Genomic DNA, 21,526 nt, shown 5'->3' with positions numbered 1-21,526 from the left:
ACCGAACTGCCGGGCGGCGCTGGGAAAGTCGCAGGAAAACGCAGACGCGCGGGGCGGCGGGGACCGGCTCTCCGGCCCCGCCGCCCCGCGCGTACGGGCGTGCGGTCGTGCGGCGTTGCGGTGCTACGGCGTGACGCGGGCCGGTCGGCGGCCCGGGGGCGGACCGGCCGACCGGTGGGTCAGCGGTGGTTCAGTGGGCGGCGGCCCGGGCCATCGCCGCGCCGCGGCGCGGTTGCATGGGCACGCCCGCGGCCGGCCGGCCGGGTCCCGCCTGCGCGGGATGCGCAGCGTGCGCGGCGGCGCGGCGCGGTTGTGCCGCCACACCGTTCTGGACGTCCATCACGGCGTGCGCCACGAGGCCGCCCATGGGGTCGTGCCGGATCAGGTCCCGCAGGCGGGACCTGGAGGAACGCCCCTCGTTGCCGGGGTAGAGGTGCTTGCCGAGACCGACCGCGTGGGCCAGTGCGGCGAGCGCCGCGGTCCGCGGGTCCGGGGGTACCCCGGTGCGGATCGCACTGTCCAGCCGGGCCCTGATCTCCCGGCTGATCGCCGTGTCCGTCGCCTGGTAGCGAGTCGTCGGCAGCACCCCGCACATCTGGCCGGCCACGGCATGGACCATGCCGCACCGTTCCAGGTGCGAGAGGTACGTCTGGCGGAGCCCCAGCCGGGGTCCGCCGATCCAGTGGACGGCCCTCACCGGGCTGCCGCGACGGCGCAGCAACTCCAGTGCGGAGTCCAAGGTCGGATCTCCTGTCGGCCGTGGCATCACCACGGCGATACGATCCCCGTCTGGGGCTATCCGTCCTGCCAGAGCCAGCTCTACTAGCTGGGCCCCGGCAAGGCCGAGGTCGAGCGACTGCGGCTGCGCCGTGGTACCCGTGGTCGGGTCCAAGGCGAGCAGCAGAAGCTCCTCCGGAAGTGTTCTGCGGCTCCTGCCCATCCATGCCTCCCCGCGTGGATGAATGACAGGGTGACCCCTCTCACATTCATCTGTCGAGAGTGCCTGGTCGCTTTGTGCGGGAACCGGCAGCTATGTCGTTCTCGTCTAGCGCGGGGGCGATGCCCCCGAGACGGGACACTGTTAGCGGTTCGGACAGTCGGACAGCGAACGAGGAGGAAGTGGTGGCGGGCGAGTCCCCCGACAAGTCGGTACAGCAGGGTTCGTCGGGGTCGGCGAGGGTTCCTGAGGACCAGGATCCCCGCCTCTCGGTCTTCCACCCGACCCCTGCGGCGCCGTCCGACCCCGCCGGTTCCGGGGACGCGGACGCGGGCGCGTCCGGTTCCGCGGAGTCCGGTGACGGGGACGCGGACGCGGACACGGACGCGGACACGGACACCGGGGCGGGCTCCGAGACGCCCTCCGGGGCGGCCGCCGACGCAGCCGCCGGTACGGGCCGTGCAGACGACGCCGACGACGCCGACGACGCGGACGGCGCGGACGGCGCGGACGACACGGACGGCGGCGAGGACGCCGACGCGGGTTCCCCGGCGGCCGAGGCCTCCGAGGACCGCGGGGCCCCGGAGGACCCGGAGGCCGAGGCGTCCCCCGCCGAGGACGCCGTGGACCCCCAGGACCCCGCCGGGACGGCTGCGGAGGAGTCCGCGGAGGAGTCCGCCGCCCCGTCCACCCCGACGCCGGAAAGGGCTGCCCCGAAGGGTGACGCGGCGGCTCCCGCAGTTGACCGCCCGGCCGCCGCGCCGACGGAAGGGGCCGGCCCGGAGTCCGACGCGGATTCCGACTCCGGTCCCGAGTCCGGGGCCGACGAGAAGTCCGACGCGAAGTCCGAGCCCGAGTCCGAGCCCGAGTCCGACGCCAAGCCCGGCTCCGAGTCCGAGTCCGACGCGAAGCCCGAGTCCGAGTCCGACGCCAAGCCCGGCTCCGAGTCCGAGTCCGGCTCCGGCCCGAAGGCCGGCTCCGACGCGAAGCCCGAGCCCGACGCCGCGCCGTCCGCCGGCTTCGACGTGTTCGCCCCCCGCGTGCGGCAGGGCCAGCCGGTCGGCGATCCGCGCGTGGTCCCCGGACAGGGCGGTGCCCCCGGTGACCAGGCGGCCCGCGAGGCCGCCCGCGAGGCGGCCGTCGCCGCCGGGACCGGCCGGCCCGTCCACGCCGACCGGGCCGATGCGAATGCGAAGCCGGAGGCCCGTGCGGCCGACGAGACGTCCGTGTTCACCCGGGTGCGCCCCGACGCCCGCAAGGCCCCCACCGGCCCCGCGGCCCCCACCGGCCCCGCGGCCCCGCAGCGCCCGGCCGCCCCGGCCGACGACGAGTCCGAGCGGACCGCCGTCTTCCGCGTGGCGAAGCCCCCGGTCGCACCGAAGCCCGCCCCGCCGGCCGAGGACGAGTCGGAGCGCACCGCCGTCTTCCGCGTCGCGAAGCCGCCGACCGCCCCGAAGCCCGGCAACCACGCCGCGCCCGGCGCCCCGGCCGAGGACAAGGCCACCGCCGTGTTCCGTTCGCCGGTGCGCCCGGACGGCACCCCGCGCCAGGGCGCGGACGCCCCGGCCCCCGGCACCTCCGTACGCCCCGACGGCTCCCGCCGCCCGAAGCTGCCCGACGCCCCGGGCGCGGGCACGGGCACGGGCGGCCCCGGTCGGGGCCGCGACCAGGCCGCCCCGGACCAGGGACCCGCCCGCGGCAGCACCTTCGTCCCGCTCAAGGGCGACGGGGCCCCGCCCGTACGCGACCCGCGTGCGACGCCCGGTGCCCCGAAGCCGGCGCCGGCGGCCGCTCCGGCCGGGCTCTCCGAGGCCGAGCGGACGAAGCAGCAGCCGCTGCCGCCCAAGCCCCCGCTCGAGCTCCTCGCCGAGCTGTCGAACAACCCGCCCCCGCCGCCGAGCCCGCTGCGTACGGCGGTCCGCCGCGTCAAGATCTGGACCCCGCTGGTGGTCCTGCTGGCGATCGTGTTCGTCGTCGTGCAGCTCGTCCGGCCGCTGCCGGACCCGCGCCTGGTGATGACGGCGGAGGAGTCCTACACGTTCGCGGGTGGGAAGCCGGACCTGCCGTGGCCGACCCAGGAGGGCTCGCAGGCCTTCATGGCGGCGTCCGGCCTGGGCACCGTCGGCTCCTCCGGCGAGCAGAAGCCGGTCCCGATCGCCTCCGTCACCAAGTCGATGACGGCGTACATCATCCTTCGCGACCACCCGCTGAAGCCGAAGGAGAAGGGCCCGATGATCGACATCGATCAGACGGCCGAGGACGAGGGCCAGAAGGACAAGACGGACAACGAGTCCACCCTCAACACCGTCCGCAAGGGCCAGCAGATCTCCGAGTACGACGCGATCGCCGCACTCATGATCCCGTCGGCCAACAACATCGCCCGGCTGCTGGCCCGCTGGGACGCCGGCTCCCAGGAGGCGTTCGTCAAGAAGATGAACGACACCGCCAAGGAGCTCGGGATGTCGAACACCACCTACACCGACCCCTCGGGCCTGGACGCCACCACCGTCAGCACCGCCGAGGACCAGGTGAAGCTGGGCCTGAGGCTGGTCGAGATCAAGGCGCTGACCGACATCACCCGGCTGCCCAAGTGGACGGACCCCTCGGGCAAGTCCTGGCGCAACTGGAACGACCTCGTGCCCTTCAACGGCGCGCTGGGCATCAAGACCGGCTCCACCACGGCGGCCGGCGGCAACCTGCTCTTCGCGGCCCACAAGAAGGTCGGCGGCACGGACCAGCTGATCGTCGGGGCGGTGCTCGCCATGCACACCTCGCACATCCTCGACGACGCCATCGCGGCCAGCAAGAAGATCATGCTGGCGACGCAGGACATGCTGCAGAACGCCAAGGTCGTCAAGAAGGGCGACGTGGTCGGGTACGTCGACGACGGCCTCGGCGGCCGCACCCCGGTCGTGGCCACCGCCGACGTGGAGGCCGTCGGCTGGCCGTCCGTCAGCGTGGACATCAAGCTGAACGCGGGCTCGGTGCCGCACGCGGCCAAGGCCGGCACCCAGATCGGCACCCTGACCGTCGGCTCCGGCCGCAGCCAGGTCAAGGTCCCCGTCGCCCTCAAGGGCGAGCTGGCCGAGCCCGGCTTCGGCAGCAAGCTCACCCGCGTCGGCTGACCCGCCGCCGACCGCACGCGCCGCGCGGTGCTCCGGGCAACCCCGGAGCACCGCGCCGCGTCTGACCCCACACACCTCAGCAGCGCACGGGAGGGGCCCGAGTGACGGCCACCGAGCACATCGACCCGGTGTCGTCCTCCCCTGCCCCGCCACCCGGGCCCCGCGCCCCCGGGCCGCTGCGCCGGCACCCGGTGCTCGCCACCACCGCGCTGGCGGCCGTCCTGCACGTGGCGTGGTTCTTCCTCTTCGCCAACAGCGGCGGCGACCTGGCCGCCCAGGACGCCTGGGCCGAGTTCGTCGGCCGGCACCCCGACTCGGCGTACAACCTCGCCTGGTACGGCGGGATGCACCCGGTCTCCTACAGCGTGGTCTCGCCGTACGTGATGTCCCTGCTGGGCGTCCGGACGACGATGATGCTCGCCGGCACCGCCTCCGCCGCCCTGCTCACCCTCGTCCTGTGCCGCTGCCGCGGCGCCGTGCGCGATCCCCTGCCGCCCGCGCTGGCGGGGGTCTTCGCGCTGTTGTGCAACGCGCTCTCCGGCCGGGTCACCTTCGGCCTGGGCCTGATGTTCGCGCTCGGCGCCGTGGCCGCCGTGTTCTGCTGGCCCCGGAAGTGGATGCGCCGCCGCTGGGGCAAGGCCGCCGTGGCCGCGCCGCTGGCCGGGCTGGCCACCGCCGCGAGCCCGGTGGCGGGGCTGTTCCTCGGTCTCGTCGCCGCCGCGCTGTTCCTGAGCGGGCGGCGGCCGGGGGCGTACGCGGTGGGCCTGCCGCCGGTGGTGGTGGTGGGCCTGTCGGCCTGGCTGTTCCCCTTCTCGGGCACGCAGCCGCTGTCGGTGGGCTCGGCGTCCCTGCCGTTCCTGTTCGGCGTGCTGGTGCTCCTCCTGGTGCCGCGGGAGTGGACGACCGTGCGCGTCGCGGCCGGCGTGTACGCGGCCGGGGTGCTGCTGTGCTGGCTGGTCGACTCGCAGATCGGCTCGAACGTCACGCGCTTCGCGATGCTGTTCGCGGGGGTCGTGCTGCTGGCCGCCGTCCCGTACACGGTCCCGCGGACCCGTCGCCGGTACGCGCTGCTGGCGGCCTTCCTGGGGCTCAACGCGTGGATCTCCGTCAACAGCGTCAGCGACATCGTCCGCACCACCCCGAAGGCCGCCTGGGCCCGCGAGCTGGCCCCGCTGGTGGACCGGCTGCAGAAGGCCGGGGCCGAGCGCGGCCGGGTCGAGGTGGTGCCGGTCAGCAGCCACCGCGAGTCCTCGGCGATGGCCCGGTACGTGAACCTGGCCCGCGGCTGGAATCGGCAGGCGGACCTGGAGCGCAACCCGCTCTTCTACGACGACACCCTCGACGGGGACAACTACCGCGAGTGGCTGGACCGCTGGGCCGTGCACTACGTCGTCCTCCCGCAGGACCCGCCCGACTCGGGCGGCAAGGACGAGGCCGCCCTCATCCGGGCCGGGCTGCCCTACCTCAAGCAGGTCTGGGCGGACGAGAACTGGCACCTGTACGAGGTGACCGCGCCGACCCCGCTGGCGGACCCGCCGGCCACCGTGCGCCGGGCGGACGCGGGCGAGCTGGTGGTGGACGTGAAGGCGGCCGGACGGGTGCTGATCCGGATCCCGTACTCGCCGTGGCTGGGCCTGGTGGACGAGCGCGGCAAGGGCGTCGAGCCGCCGCGCGAGACGGACGCCTCGAAGGCCCGGGACGGCGACCCCCGCGAGTTCGTCAACGTGGCCGGGTGCCTGCTGCGGGCGCCCGAGGACGGCGCCGGGGACGAGTGGACGGTCCTGCTGGCGCCGGCCCCGGGGGAGTACCGGCTGGCGGCCCCGTACCAGCTGCCGCGGGGCACGGCCTGCCCGGAGGAACTGGCGGGCCCGGCCCCGCGGCCGGAGCCGGCCCCCGGGTCCTGATCCGACCGGGGCCGGGAACGGCTCCGCCGCCGGCCCCTGACGGGGCTCGGCGGCGGAGTGCGGGCCGCGGCGGCGCGGCGGCGGGTCAGATGCGCTTGGCGCTGCGCAGCGTGGCCGCGTAGTAGCCGTTGCCGTCCAGGCGGGACGTGCCGCCCTTGTCGCCGATCGTGGGGCCGTTGGCCTCCTCGCGGCTGGATATGAAGATCAGGTGGCCCTCGGTGTCCTTGCCGAGCACCATGCCGGTGTGGTCCAGGCGCTGGCCGGTACGCGCGTCGAGCTTGAAGTACAGCAGGTCGCCCGGCTGCAGCACGTCGATGTTGGTCGGCCGGTCGGCGGCGGTGATGCCCTTGAGCGGGATGACGTCCACGCCGACCTTGGAACGCGCCATGCCGTTGGCGGTGCGCGGCAGGCCGTCGCCCTGGCCGTCGAGCGGGGCCAGCGGGAAGCGGGCGCGGTAGCCGAAGATCGTGCGGATGAAGCCCGAGCAGTCCATGGCCCGGTACTTGGGGGGCTCCGGGGACATCGTGGTGCCGTTGCGGAAGGTGTAGGACTGGCCGAGGTAGTCGTAGAAGTCCGACTGCTCCAGGCGCAGGTCGTTGCCCTCCGAGCCGTTGGGGTTGATGGGGCCGAAGGCCGCGTCGCCGGCGTAGGGCACGCCCTCGGCGTCCTTCTTGACCGGGGCCCCGTCGACGTACTGGAAGGCGAAGGCGAAGATGTCGTCCTCTTCGCTGCCGTTGTACTGCTTGAACCACTCCTTGAACCACTGCTCGCGCTCGGCGCCCTCGCGCCACGGCTCGGGCATGAGGCGCACCCAGTCGGTGGTCACCACGCGGGTCTTGGTGTTGGCCGGCTCGGTGAAGGTGCGGCTGGGGCCGGTGAGGGTGGCGGTGCGGGCGCCGTCGGTGAACGTGGCGAGCACGTTGCCGTCACCGCCGCGGAGCACGGAGCGGCTGGGGTTCTTCAGACGCTCCCACTTCTGCTCGCCGCTGGAGGCGTTCTTGCCCGACGAGTCCACGTTGTCGGTCACGCTCGCGACCGCAGGCGCCTTCTGCTGCTCGTCCTTGCGCAGCTCGAAGGTGAAGTACGCGCTGCCGGCGAGCAGCGCGACCACGGTCACGGCATGCAGGACGGGACGCTTTTTTTTGGGCTTGAGCTCGGCCATGGGACGCTCCGGGCGGATCGGTTCAGAAGGTACTGCGGGCGGTTTGCGGTGCGGGGCGGGCGTGCGGGTGTTCGACGCCCAGCCTTACACGTGGGGCATGAATCCGAGCAGGATTCCGGCGGTCAGCACGACGTACGTCATGAGCGTCGCGGAGCCGGTGGCCAGCAGGGTGGCGCCCTTGGGCTGGCGGACCAGCTGGTAGGCGATCAGGCCCGGGACGATGAAGCCCAGGGTCTGGTTGGCGTACAGCAGCGGGAACTCCATCTGCAGCACGATGACCACGGTGGCCTGGAGGAGCACGCCGATCAGGACGACCGCGGCGAACAGCCGCTTGCCGTAGAGGATGACGAACTTCTGGGTGAGCAGCGTCAGGAGGTACGTCATGACGGTGACGCCCACGACGAGCGCGGCGCGCTGGAGGTCCTCGATGAGGGTGAGGGCCAGCCAGCCCGGGGTGATCATGCCGCCGGGCGACAGGTTGGTCGTCAGGTAGCACATCAGCGAGAACAGCAGGCCCAGCGCGATGCCGATCGCGGCGATCTCGGGGGTGAGTACGGCGGGGATCAACGGGGCTCTCCTGGGCTCTGCCACTGCTGGGTCGACGGGTGGGGCTGGTGCTGCTGCGGCGGCCGCGGGGGCTGCTGCTGGAACGGCGGCCACGGGGCCTCGGGGCGCTGCTGGTGACCGTACTGGTCCTCGGGGGCGCCCCGGTCGTACTGCTGCGGCTGGTGCGGCTGCTGGTGCTGGGGCGCGGCGGGCAGCGCCGGGCGGGCCGGCTGCTGCGGGCGCACCGGCTGCACCGGCGGCAGGGGCTGGACCGGCTGCAGGGGCTGGACCGGCTGCATCCGGTGCTGCATCTGCTGCGGAGGCTGCGGCTGGTGCTGCTGCGGCTGGTACTGCTGGGGCTGCTGCGCCGGCGGGTAGCCGTAGCCGTAGCCCTGCTGGTCCCCGCCCTGGCCCGGCTGCTGCGGGTAGCCGTACCCGGCCTGCGGCTGCTGCGGCTGCTGCTGGTACGGGTAGGACTGGCGCTGGCGCGGCACGGCGGCCTGGGCGGCCTGGGCGGCCTGCATGCGGCGCGCCTCCTCGGCGGCCGACATGTTCGCGTACGGGTCCAGGTGCTTGACGGCGTACAGCGCCATGGTCTGGTCGTGGCGCGGGTGCTGCGCGGCGGCGGCGTCGCCCGGATTGCCGGGGGTGCCGGCGGAGCCCATGGACGGGCGGTCGTCGGCGTCGTCCTCGAAGTTGGGCAGCTCGGCGAGGTGCTCAAGGAGGATCTCGCCCTGGCCGTGGATGTTGCCGATGGAGACCAGCGACGACTCCTGGTCGAGCATGCCGAGCAGCTCGTGCACGAAGTCCTCGCCCTCGCCGCCGAGGTCGACGGCCCGGTCGCGCCACTCGGCCGGGATGGCGTCGATGGCGGACTTGGACGGGTGGCCGATGACGAAGACCTTCTCCGGCTGGAGGTCGGGGACGATCTGGCCCATCTGGCCGTTGCGCTCGACGCGGTCCGGGCGGCAGTTGATGACCACGTTCAGGGGGCGGCTGATCGCGCCGAGGTCGAGCAGCTGCTGGATGTTCATCAGCGTCGACTCGGGGTCGTTGGCCGCGAAGATGTTGCCGAAGCGGAGCTTCTTGTCGCCGGGCACGATGTAGCGCTCGACGGAGAGCACGCCCGGGTCCGGCGGGGCGTCGTACATGCCCTGCAGGGCCGTCTGGCGCTCGATGCCGAGGAGGTCGGCGACCACCAGGGCGATGGCGACGTTCTCCTTGAAGGTGAACCAGGAGAAGCCGCGCAGCTCCTCGTCGGTGACCATCTCGGGGTCGGCGTAGATGAGCTGGCAGTTGCGGGCGTCGGCCTCCTGCTGGAGCACGTGGAAGCGCTCCTTCTCGGCGGTGACGCAGATGCCGCCGACCGGCATGGAGCGCGACAGCGAGCGGCCGATGTCGTCCAGGGTCGGGCCCATCTCGGCGACGTGGTCCTCACGGACGTTGCACAGCACGCCGATGGTCGACTGGATCAGCTTCTGCTGGTTGAGCTCCTGGAGCGGGGGCATGACCGCCATGCACTCCATGACCAGCGCGTCCGGCTGGTACGCGGCCGCGCGGCGCACGATGCCGATCTGCTCGACGACGTTGGCGAGGCCGAACTTGCGGTAGACCGGCTCCTCGGTGGCGTCGGGGTGGATGAAGCGGGCCGCCGTGCCGGTGGTCTTGGCGACCGTCACCAGCCCGCCGCCGCGCAGGGCGCCGGCGACGAGGCGGGTGATGGAGGACTTGCCGCGGATGCCGTTGACGAGGACCCGGGTGGGTATCTCCTCGAGGTTGGCGAAGTGCCGCCGCTGCTCGATGATGCCGGCGACGAGCATGACGGCGCAGCAGGCCATCAGCACGAAGTAGAGGAAGAGCACGGCGGTTCAGTTCCTTCCGGCCGGGGTGGCCTTGCCGGCCGTTCCGGCGCTGCCACTGGCTTCCCGCTTGCGCAGCTCCACGAGCTGCTGCCGGATGACCTCCAGGCTGCGGGTGACGGCGCCGACCTCGTCGTGGTGGGTCGGGAAGAGGACAGAGCGGCGGTCGCCGTCGGCCAGGGCCTCGGCGCGCTTGGCGAGCTCGCGCAGCGGGCGGACCACGATGATGTGCATCCAGCCCAGGCAGGCGCCGACGGCCGTGATGCCCAGCAGGCCGGCGAGCACGGTGCGGTTCTGCAGGTTGTACTCGGCGATGGCCAGGCCCTTGGCGGGCTGCGAGCTGACCACGGTCCAGTCGAGGGGCTTGGCCGCGCCGCCGCCGTCGAACGGGGCCGCGGCGGCGATGGTGACGCCGTCGCCGTCGCGGTTGACCACGCTGCTGGCGTGCGGGCCCTTGCCCGACTTCTGGTTGGCGGCGGTCACCAGCGCGTTGAGCTTGTCGCCCGACAGGCCCTGGAGGGCGCGGTAGCCGGTGCTGCTGCCGATGACGCGGTGCTTGCCGTCGACGACCTTGATCTCGCCCAGGCCCGGACGCTTGAGCAGCGCGTTCAGGAAGTCGATCTTCAGCTCGCCGACCACCGCGGCGCCCTTGAGGCCGGGGGCCTCGGCGTACTCGGTGATGACGGGCTTGTTGCCGGCCTCGCGCAGGACGACCGGGACGGTCTCGGGGGCCTTGCCGGCCGGGTGGTGCGGCGCGGAGCCGGCCTTGGCGGTGACGGTGCCGTCCGAGGTCACGACGTACAGCGACTCGTAGCGGCCGTGCTCGTTGCGGGTGCGCTCCAGGATCTGGGCCATCTCCTCCGTGGTGGTGGAGGCGCCGAGCATGGAGGCGACCGAGGTGAGGTCGGCGTGGCCCTCGTTGAGGGCGCGGCGGACGCGGTCGGCGAGGGTCTCGGTGCGCTCGCGCTGGTCGCTCACGATCGCCTGCGGGACCTTCACGCTGCCGTCGGCGCGGTTGATCAGCAGCACCAGCGGGGCCGACCACACCAGGAGGAGGGCGGCGCAGGTGCCGACCAGGGCGCGCATGCCGATCCGGCCGCGGCGGCCGCGCTCGACGTCGTCGGCCTGCTGCTCCTCGGCGGGCTCGCCCAGCAGCTGGCGGCGCAGCCGTTCCAGGGCGGCGCCGACGCGGGAGGCCTCGCCGTACTTGGGCAGGGTGACCGGGCGGGTCAGGTCGCCGCGGCTGAGCCGGCGGCTCTCCAGGAACAGCTGGAGCAGCGGCTTCTGCACGGTGCCGATGAGGAGGGCGACCGCGAGGGCGCCGATCAGGAGCAGCGCGCCGGCGGCGGCGACGCCGAAGAACGTGCTGACGGCGGTGTCCGCGCCCTCGGTGACCTCGACGCTGGAGACGACCGTCAGGCCGAGGGCGGTGGCGGCGGTGCCCTCGCCGGGGGTGGAGCCGGACAGGGTGGCGTACCCGGCGACGGAGCGCTCACCGCCGCGCGAGTCGCCGAGCAGGCTGCCGCTGACGCCCGGGAAGCCGCCGGAGCCGGGCTCCTTGGCCTTCAGGGGGTGCTGCTCGGCCTTGCGGGCGGCGGACTTGGCGAACTTGGTGAGCTGCTTCTTGGACTGCTTGGCGGCGCCCTTGGCCTCGTCGTTCTCGGCCTGGGAGGGGTCGGCGAGGCCGTCGCTGCTGAGGATCGCGCCGCCGGAGTCGACGACCGCGATGGCGCGGAATCGGCCGAGGCTGACGCCCGGGAACTTCAGGCTGCTGGAGGCGACCAGCAGCTGCTGGGGCTTGTCGGGCCAGGAGAGCACGCCGAACGTGAGCAGCCGGGTCTCGCCGTTCTGCAGGCGGACCATGCGCGGGGCGAGGCCGTTGTCCTCGTTGAGCTTGGTGCGGTCGATGGCCGTCAGCGGCAGGTTCTCGCCGCGCTGGGCCTCGAGCTTGCCGGACTTGATCTCCAGGACGGCCGTGCCGCGCCACTTCTGGTAGACGTTGCCGAGCTTGTCCAGGACCGTGTCCGCCGACACCGGCTTGCCGGCGTTGAAGAGGGCTGCGGTGCGGCTGAGGTCGGTGATGCTCTCGTCCAGCGACGCGCGCAGGGCGATCGCCCCGTCCTCCGCGAAGTGCTGCTGCGAGGTGAGCACCGCTTCGGGGACGGCCTCCTGGCCGCTCCTGCCGAACTGGATCGCGGTCAGGGCGGCGAGGGCGAGCAGGGCTGCGGACAGCGCCGCGATGGGCGGGCGTATGCCGCCCAGCAGCGACATGTCCGCCCTCCGGCGGACCTTGTGCCGCCGCTTCGTGCGCGACGCGGCCAACGGACGCTCCTCTTCACTACGTCCCGGGAGTGGGGTGGTCCCGGAATTCGGTCTCGGTATGGACACGGGGGATCTTGTCAGGGTGGTGTCGGGGGGTGGTGCGGCGGGGCGCCCATAGCCGCGGCCGCGCTCCGCGCGCGGCCGTCGGTGCACCCCCCGCCCGCTCAATCGGGCACGACCTCCAGCGGGCGGAGTCCCTCGTCGCCGCCGCCTCTGTTGAGCAGCGTGCCCGCGGTCCGCTCGGCGGCGAGGCGGTAGCGGGCGCGCTGCTCTGCGGTCAGTCCGGTGCCGGTGGCGAGGGCGTCGGCCACGTTGACGACGCGGACGTCCCGGACGGTTCCGGGGGCCGCCGGCTGCGGGAGGGAGCCGGAGTCCGTGTCGGACTGCTCGGCGTCGGCCGGGATCTCGACGAGGGTGGGGGCGTACCGGGCGCGTACGGTCCAGCTGCCGCCCTGCTCGGTGAAGTCGAACCAGCCGATGGCGCCCTCTTCGGAGAGGCCGGTGGGCGCGTCGTGGCGGGAGAGCTGGTTGCCCAGGCCGTAGGCGATCCAGGTGTCACCGATCTTCTCCATGGGCTGCACGACGTGGGCGTGGTGGCCGATGACGAGGTCGATGCCGGTCTTCTCGGCGATCTTGCGGGCCAGCCGGCGCTGGGCGGCGTTGGGGTCCGGTTCGAACTCGGTGCCCCAGTTCATGCTGAGCACGACGACCTCGGCGCCGGCGGCGCGGGCCGCCTTCTCGGCGGCGGCGATGCGGCCGAAGGAGGTCTGGTTGACCAGCCAGGGCTTGTCGGCGGGGAGCTTGGCGCGGCCGGTGAAGGTGTTGGTGAAGGCCAGGTGCGCGACCTTGACGCCCTTGACGTCGAGGATCAGGGGCTGCGCGGCTTCCTTCGGGGAGCGGGCGGAGCCGGTGTGCTCCAGGCCGGCCGCGTCGAGGGCGCCGAGGGTGCTGCGGATGCCGCCCGGGCCGTGGTCGAGCGCGTGGCTGGCGGCCGTGGAGCAGCTGTCGTAGCCGATGCGCTTGAGGGTGGTGGCGATCTGCGGGGGCGCGACGAAGTCGGGGTGCCCCTTGAACGGTCCGCCCGGTTTGCCCAATACTGGCTCTATGTGGCAGATCGCCAGATCTGCCTTACTTATGACCGGTTTGATGGAGTTCATCATGGCGTCGAAGGAGATCCCGCGGACCGCTCCTTTGGCGCTTCCGGCACTCTTGCCGTCCTTGCGGGCCTGTGCGACCAGTTCGGACTGCACCTGCACCTCGCCGCCCGCGGCGAGGCTGAAGGACCTGCCGTCACCAGGGGTTCCGGGTCCCGCGTGAGCCTGCGTGCCGACCATTCCGCAGCCGCTGAGCGAGGCGCACAGCAGCAGTGCCAGGGCCCCGGTCCGGACGGTGGTGGCTTGGTCGGCGTTGGTCATCACTCCGGTATTTTCATCTGACTATGAGCGCATCTCCCGCGAAACGAATAACGATTGCAATAACTTTCGGCGCGGTGGCTTCCATCTGTGCGATTGTGGTGTGTCTCACACTGTGGGGTGGGCAACCCTCCGCCGGTCAGCAGGAGCCGCCGCGACCTCGCGCCGCCGCGGCCGTTGACCTGGAAGATCGGATCACCCAATACACAACAGCCTTTGGTGAACGGGGCGGTTACCGCATACCAACCCGGGATGAACGGCTGACGGTCACTCAGGGTGTGGCGTTGCTCCTTGACGGGAACCAGGAAGCGGCCCGTCGCAAACTCGCCGAGGTCGATTACTCTTTGCAGTCCTTCACGGACGGGGTGAGCGGTCGGCGCTTCGCCGAGGTCTCCGACGCCGCCGCCTTCACCGGCGGCCGCAGTCGCGGCTGGGGCCGGGTCTACGTCGACCTGAGCACCCCGATCCGCTGGTCGGTGCAGGTGCCCCACCCGATCGCCGACGAGAACACCGAACGCGTCGGCGCCGAGGTCCTCCGGGGCGAACCGGGCGGCGTCCTGGTGCTGGCGGGCGCCCACCGCAACGCGGGCAAGGGCAACGCCGCCGACGTGGCGCACCGTACGGACTCCGTCTTCCACAGTGTGATCGACGAGCTCATCAAGCGGAAGATGCCGGGCGTCCAGTTGCACGGTTTCGCCAACGAGTCCTTCCCGGAGTTCGACGTCGTGGTCTCCACGGGCGCGGGCGACCGGGCGGTGGCCGACGCCAGGCTGCTGTCGAAGGGGTTGCGGGCGGCGGACCTGGAGGTGTGCCAGGCCTGGTCCCGCAAGTGCAAGCTCTCCGGCACGTCGAACGAGCAGGGACTGGACGCGGCCGAGACGGACGCGCGCTTCCTGCACATCGAGATGAACCGCGGCATCCGCACGAACGCGGAGAGCCGCTCCGAGGTCGCGTCCGCGATCAGCAAACTCACGGAGCGCTGGGAACGCGGCTGACGGAGTCGCCGCACCGGCTGCCCCGGTCGTCCCGTCGTCCCGTCGCCCCGTCGTCCCACCCCCGCCGCCCCCGATGCGCTCATGAACGAGGGAGCCCTCCCGGCAGCCATGCCCGGCCGCCGGGAGGGCTCCCTCGTCTGCGGAGGTGGGGTGGGGCGGGGTCCTGCCCCCGGGGCGGGCTCAGCGCCTCCGGGTCGGCACGGCCTACCCGGCTCGGCCCGCGGCTCCGCTCGGCCGGGCCGGCACGGCTCAGCTCAGCCCGCGGCTCCGCTCGCCGATGCGGTCGCCCTTGGGCGAGCCCGCCCGCTTGAGCTCCGCCTTCGTGTGCGCGCCGCCCTTGACCTTGCTGCGGACCGGCCCGTGGAAGCCGTGCCCCGCGTCGGTCGGCGGGCCCGTCGGCTCCGCGGCCTTGGCCGCCGTGCGGAGGTCCTTCTTCTGCTCTCTGGTCATTCCGGCGTCACTCCCTCAGGGGAACTTCTTCGGACTACTTGGGATCGTAGGGGCATATCGGGGCATATGCACCCGGATGTCCGGGAGGGCGCCCCCCACCGGCGGAGCCGACGCCCTGATCAGCGCATTCCCCCCACGTGACAGCACCGAGGGCGCATATCCGGCCGACTGTCACCCCAAGAGCAGGAACCGGCGCCGAGGCCATGCCCCCGACCGCCAGCACGCGAGAGGCCCCGGACCGTTCCCGGTCCGGGGCCTCTCGTCGCGTACGTGCCCCCGGCAGGATTCGAACCTGCGACACCGGCTTTAGGAGAGCCGTGCTCTATCCCCTGAGCTACGAAGGCAACTGATGATCTTCCCGAAGGGGCAGATCGCCGGGCCCAGTGTAGCGGGTGCGCTGCGGGGCGTACGGGGGATTGTTGCTCGTGAGGGCCGTGGTGCGGTGGTCCGGCCATGATCGCGTACGTGGCCCGGAGGTGCGGACGGGGTGGGGACGGGGAGGGCCGTAGGGGGCGAAAGGTGGATTTGGCATAACCCGGATGGCTGGCGGGGCGTTTTCACGGGTGCGGGTGAGTGCCCGCGACCATGCGTGGAAGGGCAGGGACCGATGACTCGGGCCAAGCGAAACAGTGTGATCGCCGTCGCCGCGGCGTCCGGGGTGATGGCCATGGCCGGATCGGTGTACGCCGACTCCGCGGCGGAGGGGGCTTCGAAGGGCTCGCCGGGTCTGCTCTCGGGCAACGGCATCCAGCTGCCGGTGCACGTCCCCGTGAGCGCGTGCGGGAACACCGTGAACGTGGTCGGGCTGCTCAACCCCGCCATGGGAAACCGCTGCGCGAACCAGGGCGGCGGGGCCGCCAACACGGGCAGCGGGGCCCACGAGAGCGGCTCCTCCTCGTCCTCGCCCTCGGCTACGTCCTCGACGTCGGGCGGGGCCAAGGCGGGTGGCGCCGCGGAGGGGTCGCCGGGCGTCATCACCGGCAACGGCGTCCAGCTGCCCGTACGGCTGCCGGTGAACGTCAGCGGCAACACCGTGAACGTGGTCGGGGTCGCCAATCCCGTCTTCGGGAACGAGTCCGTGAACGGTCCGGGCGGGCGGCCCGAGGAGCCGGTGCAGCCGAAGCCACCCACGGTGCAGAAGCCGCCCGCGCCCGAGGTGCCGACGGTCCCCCCGAAGCCTGCCGTGAAGCCTCCCGTGAAGACCGCGCCGCACGAGCCGCCCACCGTCCGCACCCTGCCGAGGCCGGTCGTGCCCACCGTGCGCGAGCGGCGGCCGGTCGAAGCCCTGGCGCACACCGGTGCGGACGGCACGGTCGGCGCCGCCGCTGCCACGAGCCTGGCGGCGCTCCTGGCCGGTGGCCTTCTCTTCCGCCGCTTCGGCGCCCCGGCGGCCGGCCGCCGGGGCTGACGCGGTCCGGTGACGCCCGCCCCCTGGCCGTCGGCGGGGTCACGGGGCGGGAGCCACCGGACGTGCCGCCAGCGCGCTGCCGGGCGCGAGCTCCGCGCCCGTGTGGACCGCGAGGGCGGCGGTCCGGGCGCCCGTGACGGCGAGGGCGCCGTGGCAGTCGCCCAGCCGCGGGAGGTCCGCCAGGGCGAGCGCGGGACGGCCGGACGCGCTGGGGCCGTGCCAGGCGATCAGCTCGGGCGGCGCCGATGCGGGGGAGACCGTGAAGGACTCCATGGAGGTGTTCAGACCCTCGCCGGTGGCCTTGAGGACGGCCTCCTTGCGCGTCCACAGCGTGAGGCAGGCGGAGGCCTGGCGCTCGATCGGCAGGGACTCCACCATCAGCCGCTCGGCGGGGGTCAGGACCAGCTCGTACTCGGCCGGGATGCCCGGCGGCGCCTGCGGGACGAAGTACTCGACGTCCACTCCCACGGGGTGGCCGTACGTCACCGCGACCGCCACCACGTCGCGGGAGTGGGACAGCGACAGCTCCCAGCCGGCCGCCTTCCCCTCCACCCACGGCTTGCCGTGCGGTCCGCCGCAGTCGGGGCACAGGGCGCGCAGGAGCACCTCCTCGGGGGCGACTCCGGCGAGCAGGCCCACCGCCGACTTGGCGAGCGTCCGGCCCGTGACGAAGAGGGCGAGGTCGCGCCCGTTCACGAAGCGCGAGCAGCGGGCCCGCTCCGCCTCGTCGAGGAGCTCGAAGCGCAGGACCGGTTCTGCGGGGACCCTGGAGAGCCAGACGTGGCAGTCGACCACCGCGGTCGGGGCGTCGCCGGGGGGCGCCGGGTGCCCGGTCGACCGGCCGGTGCCGGACGGGACGCCGGACGGGACGCCGGGCGGTCCCGGCCGGACGGCCCCGGGGTGCGCGGCCCGCCGACCGGCGGCCGAAGGGCGGGGCGGGTTCATCAGTTCCATTCGGGTCCTCAACTCGTCGGATGGCGGCACAGCGCGCCGGGGCAAGCTGTCCGTCGGTTCCTTGTGATGGTGGTGAAAAGCCAGGTCAGAGGCAGTGCGATGGGCCGCCTATCGATACCGGGAAGCCATCGATAGTGACCCGATGGCAGGGGCTGTAAAGCTTCAGACATTCCTCAAGCAGCAGCCCGTCGGCCGCCTCTCGGACTTGGAGTCAGTAGCAAGATGATCAAGAACGTCGCGCTTCGCATCGCCGGTCTCGTCCTCCTCGTCGCTGCCGCCGGGTCCCTCACGACCAACGCCTACGCGGAGAACACCTCGACCACTCCGCCCACCCAGCCCGGCGTCGTCGTCACCGAGTCGCCCGACCCGCACAACCCGTGGGGCTGAGCAGGGCCGGCCGCCCGGCCCGCCCCACCCGTCGGCCGTGGCCGAGCCCGACCCGGAGACGGGTGCGGAACCGACGTCCCAGCCGCCCGCGCGACAGCCCCCCGGGCCCGGCCCGAAGCCCGGCCCGCAGCCTGCCACCGTCCCCGACCCTGCCCCGGCGCCTGTACCTGCGCGTGTACCAGGGCCTGATCCTGCGCCTGTCCGACCGGTCCCGGCCGTGCTCACCCCCGCCCTCCTCCGAGGGCCCGCGGTGAGCACGGCCGAGGCCGTTCGGCCGTCCGGGCGCGGCCGGGCCGGCCGCGCCCGGTGGCGTCAGGCCATCGCGCCGGCGTCCTCCAGGGCCGCGTCCTCCTCCTCGTCCTCCAGGGCGATCAGCTCCAGCAGGCGGGCCGCGAGCGAGGCGACGGTCGGGGCCGCGAAGAACTCCCTCAGGGAGACCTCCAGCCCGGTGAGCAGGTCGACCTGGTTGACCACCCGGGTCGCGAGCAGCGAGTGGCCGCCCAGCTCGAAGAAGCTGTCGTGGATGCCCACCTGCTCGATGCCGAGGACGTCCTTCCAGACCTCCGCCAGCGCCGCCTCGATCTCGTTGCGCGGCGCGCTGTAGTCGCCGGCGAGGTGCTCGCGCTCGGCGGCCGGCTCCGGCAGCGCCCGCCGGTCGATCTTCCCGCTGGTGGTGAGCGGCAGCGCGTCCATGACCACGAAGGCGGCCGGGATCATGTACTCGGGCAGGGCCTCCTTGCAGCGCAGCCGTACGGCGGGGACGTCGACGGAGGCGCCCGGCGCGGGGACGGCGTACGCCACGAGCCGGGTGTCGCCCGGGGTGTCCTCGCGGACCAGGACGACCGCCGAGGCGATCTCCTCCTGGGAGGCGAGCACGGCCTCGATCTCCCCGAGCTCGATCCGCAGCCCGCGCAGCTTGACCTGGTGGTCGATGCGGCCGAGGAACTCCAGGTTCCCGTCGGGCAGCCAGCGCACGAGGTCCCCGGTCCGGTACAGCCGGGCGTCCGGGTCCGCGGCGAAGGGGTGCGGGACGAACGCCCCGGAGGTCAGCTCGGGCCGCTCCCAGTAGCCGCGGGCGACGCCGACGCCGCCGAGCCACAGCTCCCCGGGGACCCCGGTGGGGGCGAGCGCGCCGCGCGCGTCCATGACGTACGCCTCGGTGTTGCCGATGGGCCGGCCGATCGGGACCCGGTCCACGGGGCCGGTCAGCGTGTACGCCGTCGCGGAGATGGTGGTCTCGGTCGGGCCGTACGTGTTGACGATCGGCACCGACGTGGTGCGGAACCACTGCGCGACCACGTTCGCCGGCACCGCCTCACCCCCCAGGACGAGGAGTCGGAAGGAGTCCGCGAGAGTGTCGCCGTCCTCCAGCCGGGCCACGATCTGCTGCCACATCGCCGGGGTGAACTCACCGACGGTGAGCCCCTGTTCGCGGATCACGCGCAGGCTCTGCGCCGGCGTCCAGGTCTCCCCGTCGCGCAGCACGATCCGGCCGCCGGCCATGAGCGTGGGGAAGATCTGCTCGGCGGCGGCGTCGAAGCTGACGGAGGCGAACTGGAGGGTCCGGTCGGCGGGGCCGAGGCCGTACCGCTGCCGCATTTCCTGGAGCCGGTTGCTCATCGAGCGGTGCTCGATCATGACGCCCTTGGGCGTACCGGTGGACCCGGAGGTGTAGATGACGTACGCCAGTGAGGACGGGTCGACCGGGACCCCGGGGTCGGAGCCGTCGAGGGCGTCGAGGAGGGCACGGTCCCGGTCCATCAGCAGCAGGTGGCGCGCGGGGGCGCCGGTCGGCGACGGTCCGCCCAGCTTGTCCGCGAGGGACTCCTGGGTGACGACGACCGGGGTCCGGGTCTCGTCGAGGACGAACCGCAGTCGCTGGGCCGGGTTGCCCGGGTCGAGCGGCACGTAGGCCGCGCCCGCCTTCAGGACGCCGAGCATCGCCACGATCATGTCGGGCCCGCGCTCCAGGCAGAGGGCGACGGGGACCTCCGGTCCCGCGCCGTGCGCGAGGAGGTGCCGGGCGACCTGGCCGGAGCGGACGTCCAGCTCCCGGTAGGTGAGTTCGGCGTCGCCGCAGACCACGGCGACGGCGTCCGGGAAGGCGGCGGCGCGCGCGGCGACCAGCCGGTGCACGGGCTGCTCGTCCGCGTGGTCGACGTGGGTGTCGCCGCCGGTGCGCAGGAGCGCCGCGCGCTCCGCGTCGCCGAGGACGTCGACGGCGTCGACCCGGGTGTCGGGGTCGGCGGCGACGGCTTCCAGGAGTCGCAGGAGGCGGTCGGCGAATCCGACGACCGTCTCGTGGTCGAACAGGTCGCTGAGGTACTCGACGTGGGCGTCGATGCCGGCCGCCACGCCGTCGGCGGTGTGGCGCTCGGTCATGCCGAAGTCGAGGTCGGTCGTCGGAGGTGTCGGTGCGCAGGACGACGGTGTTGACGAAGAAGCCGACGAGGTCGTCGAGGCCGTCTTCGGTGCGGCCGGCCAGGGGGGCGCCGATGGGGATGTCGGTGCCGGCGCCGAGGCGGGTCAGGAGCGTGGCGACCGCGGCCTGCATCACCATGAAGAGGGTGGCCTGGTTGTCGCGGGCCAGGTCGGACAGCCGCCCGTGCAGGGCGGCCGGGATGTCGAACCGGTGGATGCCGCCGCGCGGCGAGGCCACCTGCGGGCGGGGCCGGTCCACCGGGAGCGCCAGCTCCTGCGGGAGGTCGGCCAGCTGCTGCCGCCAGTAGGCGAGCTGGCGGGCGTCCAGGCTGCCGGTGTCGTCGGCGGAGCCGAGGAGGGCGCGCTGCCAGACGGCGTAGTCGGCGTACTGCACCGCGAGCGGTTGCCAGGCGGGGGCGGTGCCGGCGAGGCGGGCCGCGTACGCCGTGCCCAGGTCGCGGCCGAGCGGGCCCACGGACCAGCCGTCGCTGGCGATGTGGTGCAGGAGCAGCAGCAGGTAGTGCTCGTCCTCCGACACCCGGAACACGCGGGCCCGTACGGGGATCTGGGAGGACAGGTCGAAGGGGGTCCGCGACGCGGCGGAGACGGCCTCGTCGACGCCGTCCGCGGGGACGTCGGACCGTTCGAGGGCGACGTGGGCGTCCTCCGGGGCGAGGACGGACTGGAGCGGCTCGCCGCCGACGGCGGGGAAGACCGTGCGCAGGGCTTCGTGGCGGGCGACGACGTCGTTGACGGCCGCTTCGAGGGCGACGGGGTCGAGGTGACCGGCCAGACGGATCAGCCAGGGGACGTTGTAGGTGGAGCTGGGTCCTTCCATCTGGCCGAGGAACCACAGGCGGCGCTGTGCGAAGGAGACCGGCAGTTCGGCGGTGCGCTCGACGGGGGTCAGGGCCGGGAACAGTCCGCAGAGGATTTCCTCCTGGGCGGTCAGGGAGGCGCGGACCGCTGCGGCGGGCGCGGCCCCGGCGGCGGGGGACGGGGCCGGGGCGGCGGCGCGCACGACGAGGGTGACGGGGACCAGGTCCGCGGGCAGCGCGGCCGCCAGGTGCTCCCGTACGGCGGCCTCGTCGAAGGCGGTGCCGGGCACCGGTTCGACGTACGCGACGATCCGCTCGCCCGAGCCCGAGCCCGAGCCCGAGCCCGAGCCCGAGCCCGAGCCCGAGCCCGAGCCCGAGCCCGAGCCCGAGCCCGAGCCCGAGCCGGGCGTCGCCGCGTCCGAGCGCGGAGCGGCGTCCGGCCGTGCCAGGGCGACGGCGGAGGCGACCTGCCCGTGGGCGCGCAGGGCGGCCTCGACGGCGGCGGTGCCCGCGGTACCGGCCGCCCGGCCCAGGGCACCGAGGCGCTGGTCGGGGTCGGCGACGACTGCGTCGAGCAGGCGGACCAGGCCGTCGGCGAGCGCGGCGACGGTGTCCGCGTCGTACAGGTCCCGCGCGTAGTTGCACTCCAGCGTCAGGCCGGCGGGTGCCCCCGCCGTCCCGTGCCGCTCGGCCACCGCCACGGAGAGGTCGAACTTGGCGGTGCCGTTCGGCACGTCGGTCCACGCGGCCGTGGTGCCCGGGAGCTCGATCCGGCCCTCGTAGTCGTGCTGGAAGGCGAGCATGACCTGGAAGAGGGGGTGGTGGG

The 21,526-nt window shown here is 73.5% G+C and carries 14 protein-coding genes, 1 tRNA gene and 1 pseudogene; 5 read left to right on the top strand and 11 right to left on the bottom strand.

Annotated features, from left to right (window positions below; translation table 11 throughout):
• Positions 1–190: 190 nt before the first annotated feature.
• Positions 191–940: a GPP34 family phosphoprotein gene (locus IF43_RS0133220; RefSeq protein WP_030209721.1), complete on the bottom strand. Its 750-nt coding sequence runs from the start codon at positions 938–940 to the stop codon at positions 191–193.
• Positions 941–1,122: 182 nt separating this feature from the next.
• Here IF43_RS0133220 and IF43_RS0133215 point away from each other — a divergent pair, with 182 nt between their 5' ends.
• Positions 1,123–4,062 carry a hypothetical protein gene (locus IF43_RS0133215; protein WP_030209720.1) on the top strand — a complete coding sequence of 980 codons (2,940 nt, stop codon included), beginning with the start codon at positions 1,123–1,125 and terminating at the stop codon, positions 4,060–4,062.
• A gap of 176 nt (positions 4,063–4,238) precedes the next feature.
• Positions 4,239–5,966, top strand: a complete 1,728-nt coding sequence (locus IF43_RS0133210) for an MFS transporter (RefSeq protein ID WP_234332622.1) — start codon at positions 4,239–4,241, stop codon at positions 5,964–5,966.
• A gap of 85 nt (positions 5,967–6,051) precedes the next feature.
• On the opposite strand, the gene IF43_RS0133205 is transcribed toward IF43_RS0133210, so the two are convergent.
• The 5 genes from IF43_RS0133205 to IF43_RS0133185 form a co-directional block, all read right to left on the bottom strand.
• Positions 6,052–7,128: a hypothetical protein gene (locus tag IF43_RS0133205; protein WP_030209716.1), complete on the bottom strand. Its 1,077-nt coding sequence runs from the start codon at positions 7,126–7,128 to the stop codon at positions 6,052–6,054.
• Positions 7,129–7,212: 84 nt separating this feature from the next.
• On the bottom strand, positions 7,213–7,695 hold the full coding sequence (locus IF43_RS0133200) for a poly-gamma-glutamate biosynthesis protein PgsC/CapC (protein ID WP_030209715.1): 483 nt from the start codon (positions 7,693–7,695) through the stop codon (positions 7,213–7,215).
• The gene (pgsB, locus tag IF43_RS0133195) at positions 7,692–9,536 is read right to left on the bottom strand and encodes a poly-gamma-glutamate synthase PgsB (protein WP_078910646.1); all 1,845 of its coding nucleotides are present in this window, start codon (positions 9,534–9,536) and stop codon (positions 7,692–7,694) included. Before pgsB ends, IF43_RS0133200 begins: the two co-directional genes overlap by 4 nt.
• Before the next feature lie 6 nt (positions 9,537–9,542).
• Entirely contained in the window at positions 9,543–11,855 is a 2,313-nt protein-coding gene (locus IF43_RS0133190; RefSeq protein ID WP_030209712.1) for a HAMP domain-containing protein, read from the bottom strand.
• Positions 11,856–12,019: 164 nt separating this feature from the next.
• Positions 12,020–13,270, bottom strand: coding sequence for a CapA family protein (locus tag IF43_RS0133185; protein ID WP_030209711.1), 1,251 nt, complete (start codon positions 13,268–13,270; stop codon positions 12,020–12,022).
• 275 nt (positions 13,271–13,545) lie between these two features.
• Between IF43_RS0133185 and IF43_RS0133180 the strand changes: the two genes are divergently transcribed.
• A complete protein-coding gene (locus IF43_RS0133180) occupies positions 13,546–14,262 on the top strand; it encodes a hypothetical protein (RefSeq protein ID WP_158939645.1) in 717 nt (238 codons plus the stop codon).
• A gap of 249 nt (positions 14,263–14,511) precedes the next feature.
• On the opposite strand, the gene IF43_RS0133175 is transcribed toward IF43_RS0133180, so the two are convergent.
• Positions 14,512–14,712 carry a hypothetical protein gene (locus tag IF43_RS0133175; RefSeq protein WP_030209709.1) on the bottom strand — a complete coding sequence of 67 codons (201 nt, stop codon included), beginning with the start codon at positions 14,710–14,712 and terminating at the stop codon, positions 14,512–14,514.
• A gap of 271 nt (positions 14,713–14,983) precedes the next feature.
• A tRNA-Arg gene (locus IF43_RS0133170) sits at positions 14,984–15,056 on the bottom strand.
• A gap of 287 nt (positions 15,057–15,343) precedes the next feature.
• Between IF43_RS0133170 and IF43_RS43800 the strand changes: the two genes are divergently transcribed.
• Entirely contained in the window at positions 15,344–16,120 is a 777-nt protein-coding gene (locus IF43_RS43800) for a chaplin (RefSeq protein ID WP_030209708.1), read from the top strand.
• A gap of 39 nt (positions 16,121–16,159) precedes the next feature.
• On the opposite strand, the gene IF43_RS38500 is transcribed toward IF43_RS43800, so the two are convergent.
• Positions 16,160–17,074 (bottom strand): 4'-phosphopantetheinyl transferase superfamily protein, encoded by a 915-nt coding sequence (locus IF43_RS38500; protein WP_051796710.1) that lies wholly within the window; start codon positions 17,072–17,074, stop codon positions 16,160–16,162.
• A 222-nt stretch (positions 17,075–17,296) separates the two neighbouring features.
• Between IF43_RS38500 and IF43_RS41895 the strand changes: the two genes are divergently transcribed.
• Entirely contained in the window at positions 17,297–17,461 is a 165-nt protein-coding gene (locus IF43_RS41895; protein WP_158939643.1) for a hypothetical protein, read from the top strand.
• 312 nt (positions 17,462–17,773) lie between these two features.
• Here IF43_RS41895 and IF43_RS37210 read toward each other — a convergent pair whose 3' ends face one another.
• Complete coding sequence (locus IF43_RS37210) at positions 17,774–19,843, bottom strand: non-ribosomal peptide synthetase (protein WP_030209705.1); 2,070 nt, start codon at positions 19,841–19,843, stop codon at positions 17,774–17,776.
• Positions 19,844–19,919: 76 nt separating this feature from the next.
• Positions 19,920–21,503: pseudogene (locus IF43_RS43930) on the bottom strand (condensation domain-containing protein); the annotation flags it as partial.
• Positions 21,504–21,526: the final 23 nt, after the last annotated feature.

Origin of the sequence: Streptomyces sp. NRRL S-87, from assembly GCF_000719335.1 — a bacterium.
In the GTDB taxonomy this organism is placed as follows: Bacteria; Actinomycetota; Actinomycetes; order Streptomycetales; family Streptomycetaceae; genus Streptomyces.
The sequence above is the reverse complement of the archived record's forward strand: the minus strand, read 5'-3'. Positions and strand labels throughout refer to the sequence as shown.

Bases quoted from the DNA above. Each gene is read 5' to 3' on its own strand.
- IF43_RS0133220 (WP_030209721.1), bottom strand. From the start codon at position 940: ATGGGCAGGAGCCGCAGAACACTTCCGGAGGAGCTTCTGCTGCTCGCC.
- IF43_RS0133185 (WP_030209711.1), bottom strand. From the start codon at position 13,270: ATGACCAACGCCGACCAAGCCACCACCGTCCGGACCGGGGCCCTGGCA.
- IF43_RS0133205 (WP_030209716.1), bottom strand. From the start codon at position 7,128: ATGGCCGAGCTCAAGCCCAAAAAAAAGCGTCCCGTCCTGCATGCCGTG.
- IF43_RS38500 (WP_051796710.1), bottom strand. From the start codon at position 17,074: ATGGAACTGATGAACCCGCCCCGCCCTTCGGCCGCCGGTCGGCGGGCC.
- IF43_RS0133175 (WP_030209709.1), bottom strand. From the start codon at position 14,712: ATGACCAGAGAGCAGAAGAAGGACCTCCGCACGGCGGCCAAGGCCGCG.
- IF43_RS37210 (WP_030209705.1), bottom strand. From the start codon at position 19,843: ATGACCGAGCGCCACACCGCCGACGGCGTGGCGGCCGGCATCGACGCC.
- IF43_RS41895 (WP_158939643.1), top strand. From the start codon at position 17,297: ATGATCAAGAACGTCGCGCTTCGCATCGCCGGTCTCGTCCTCCTCGTC.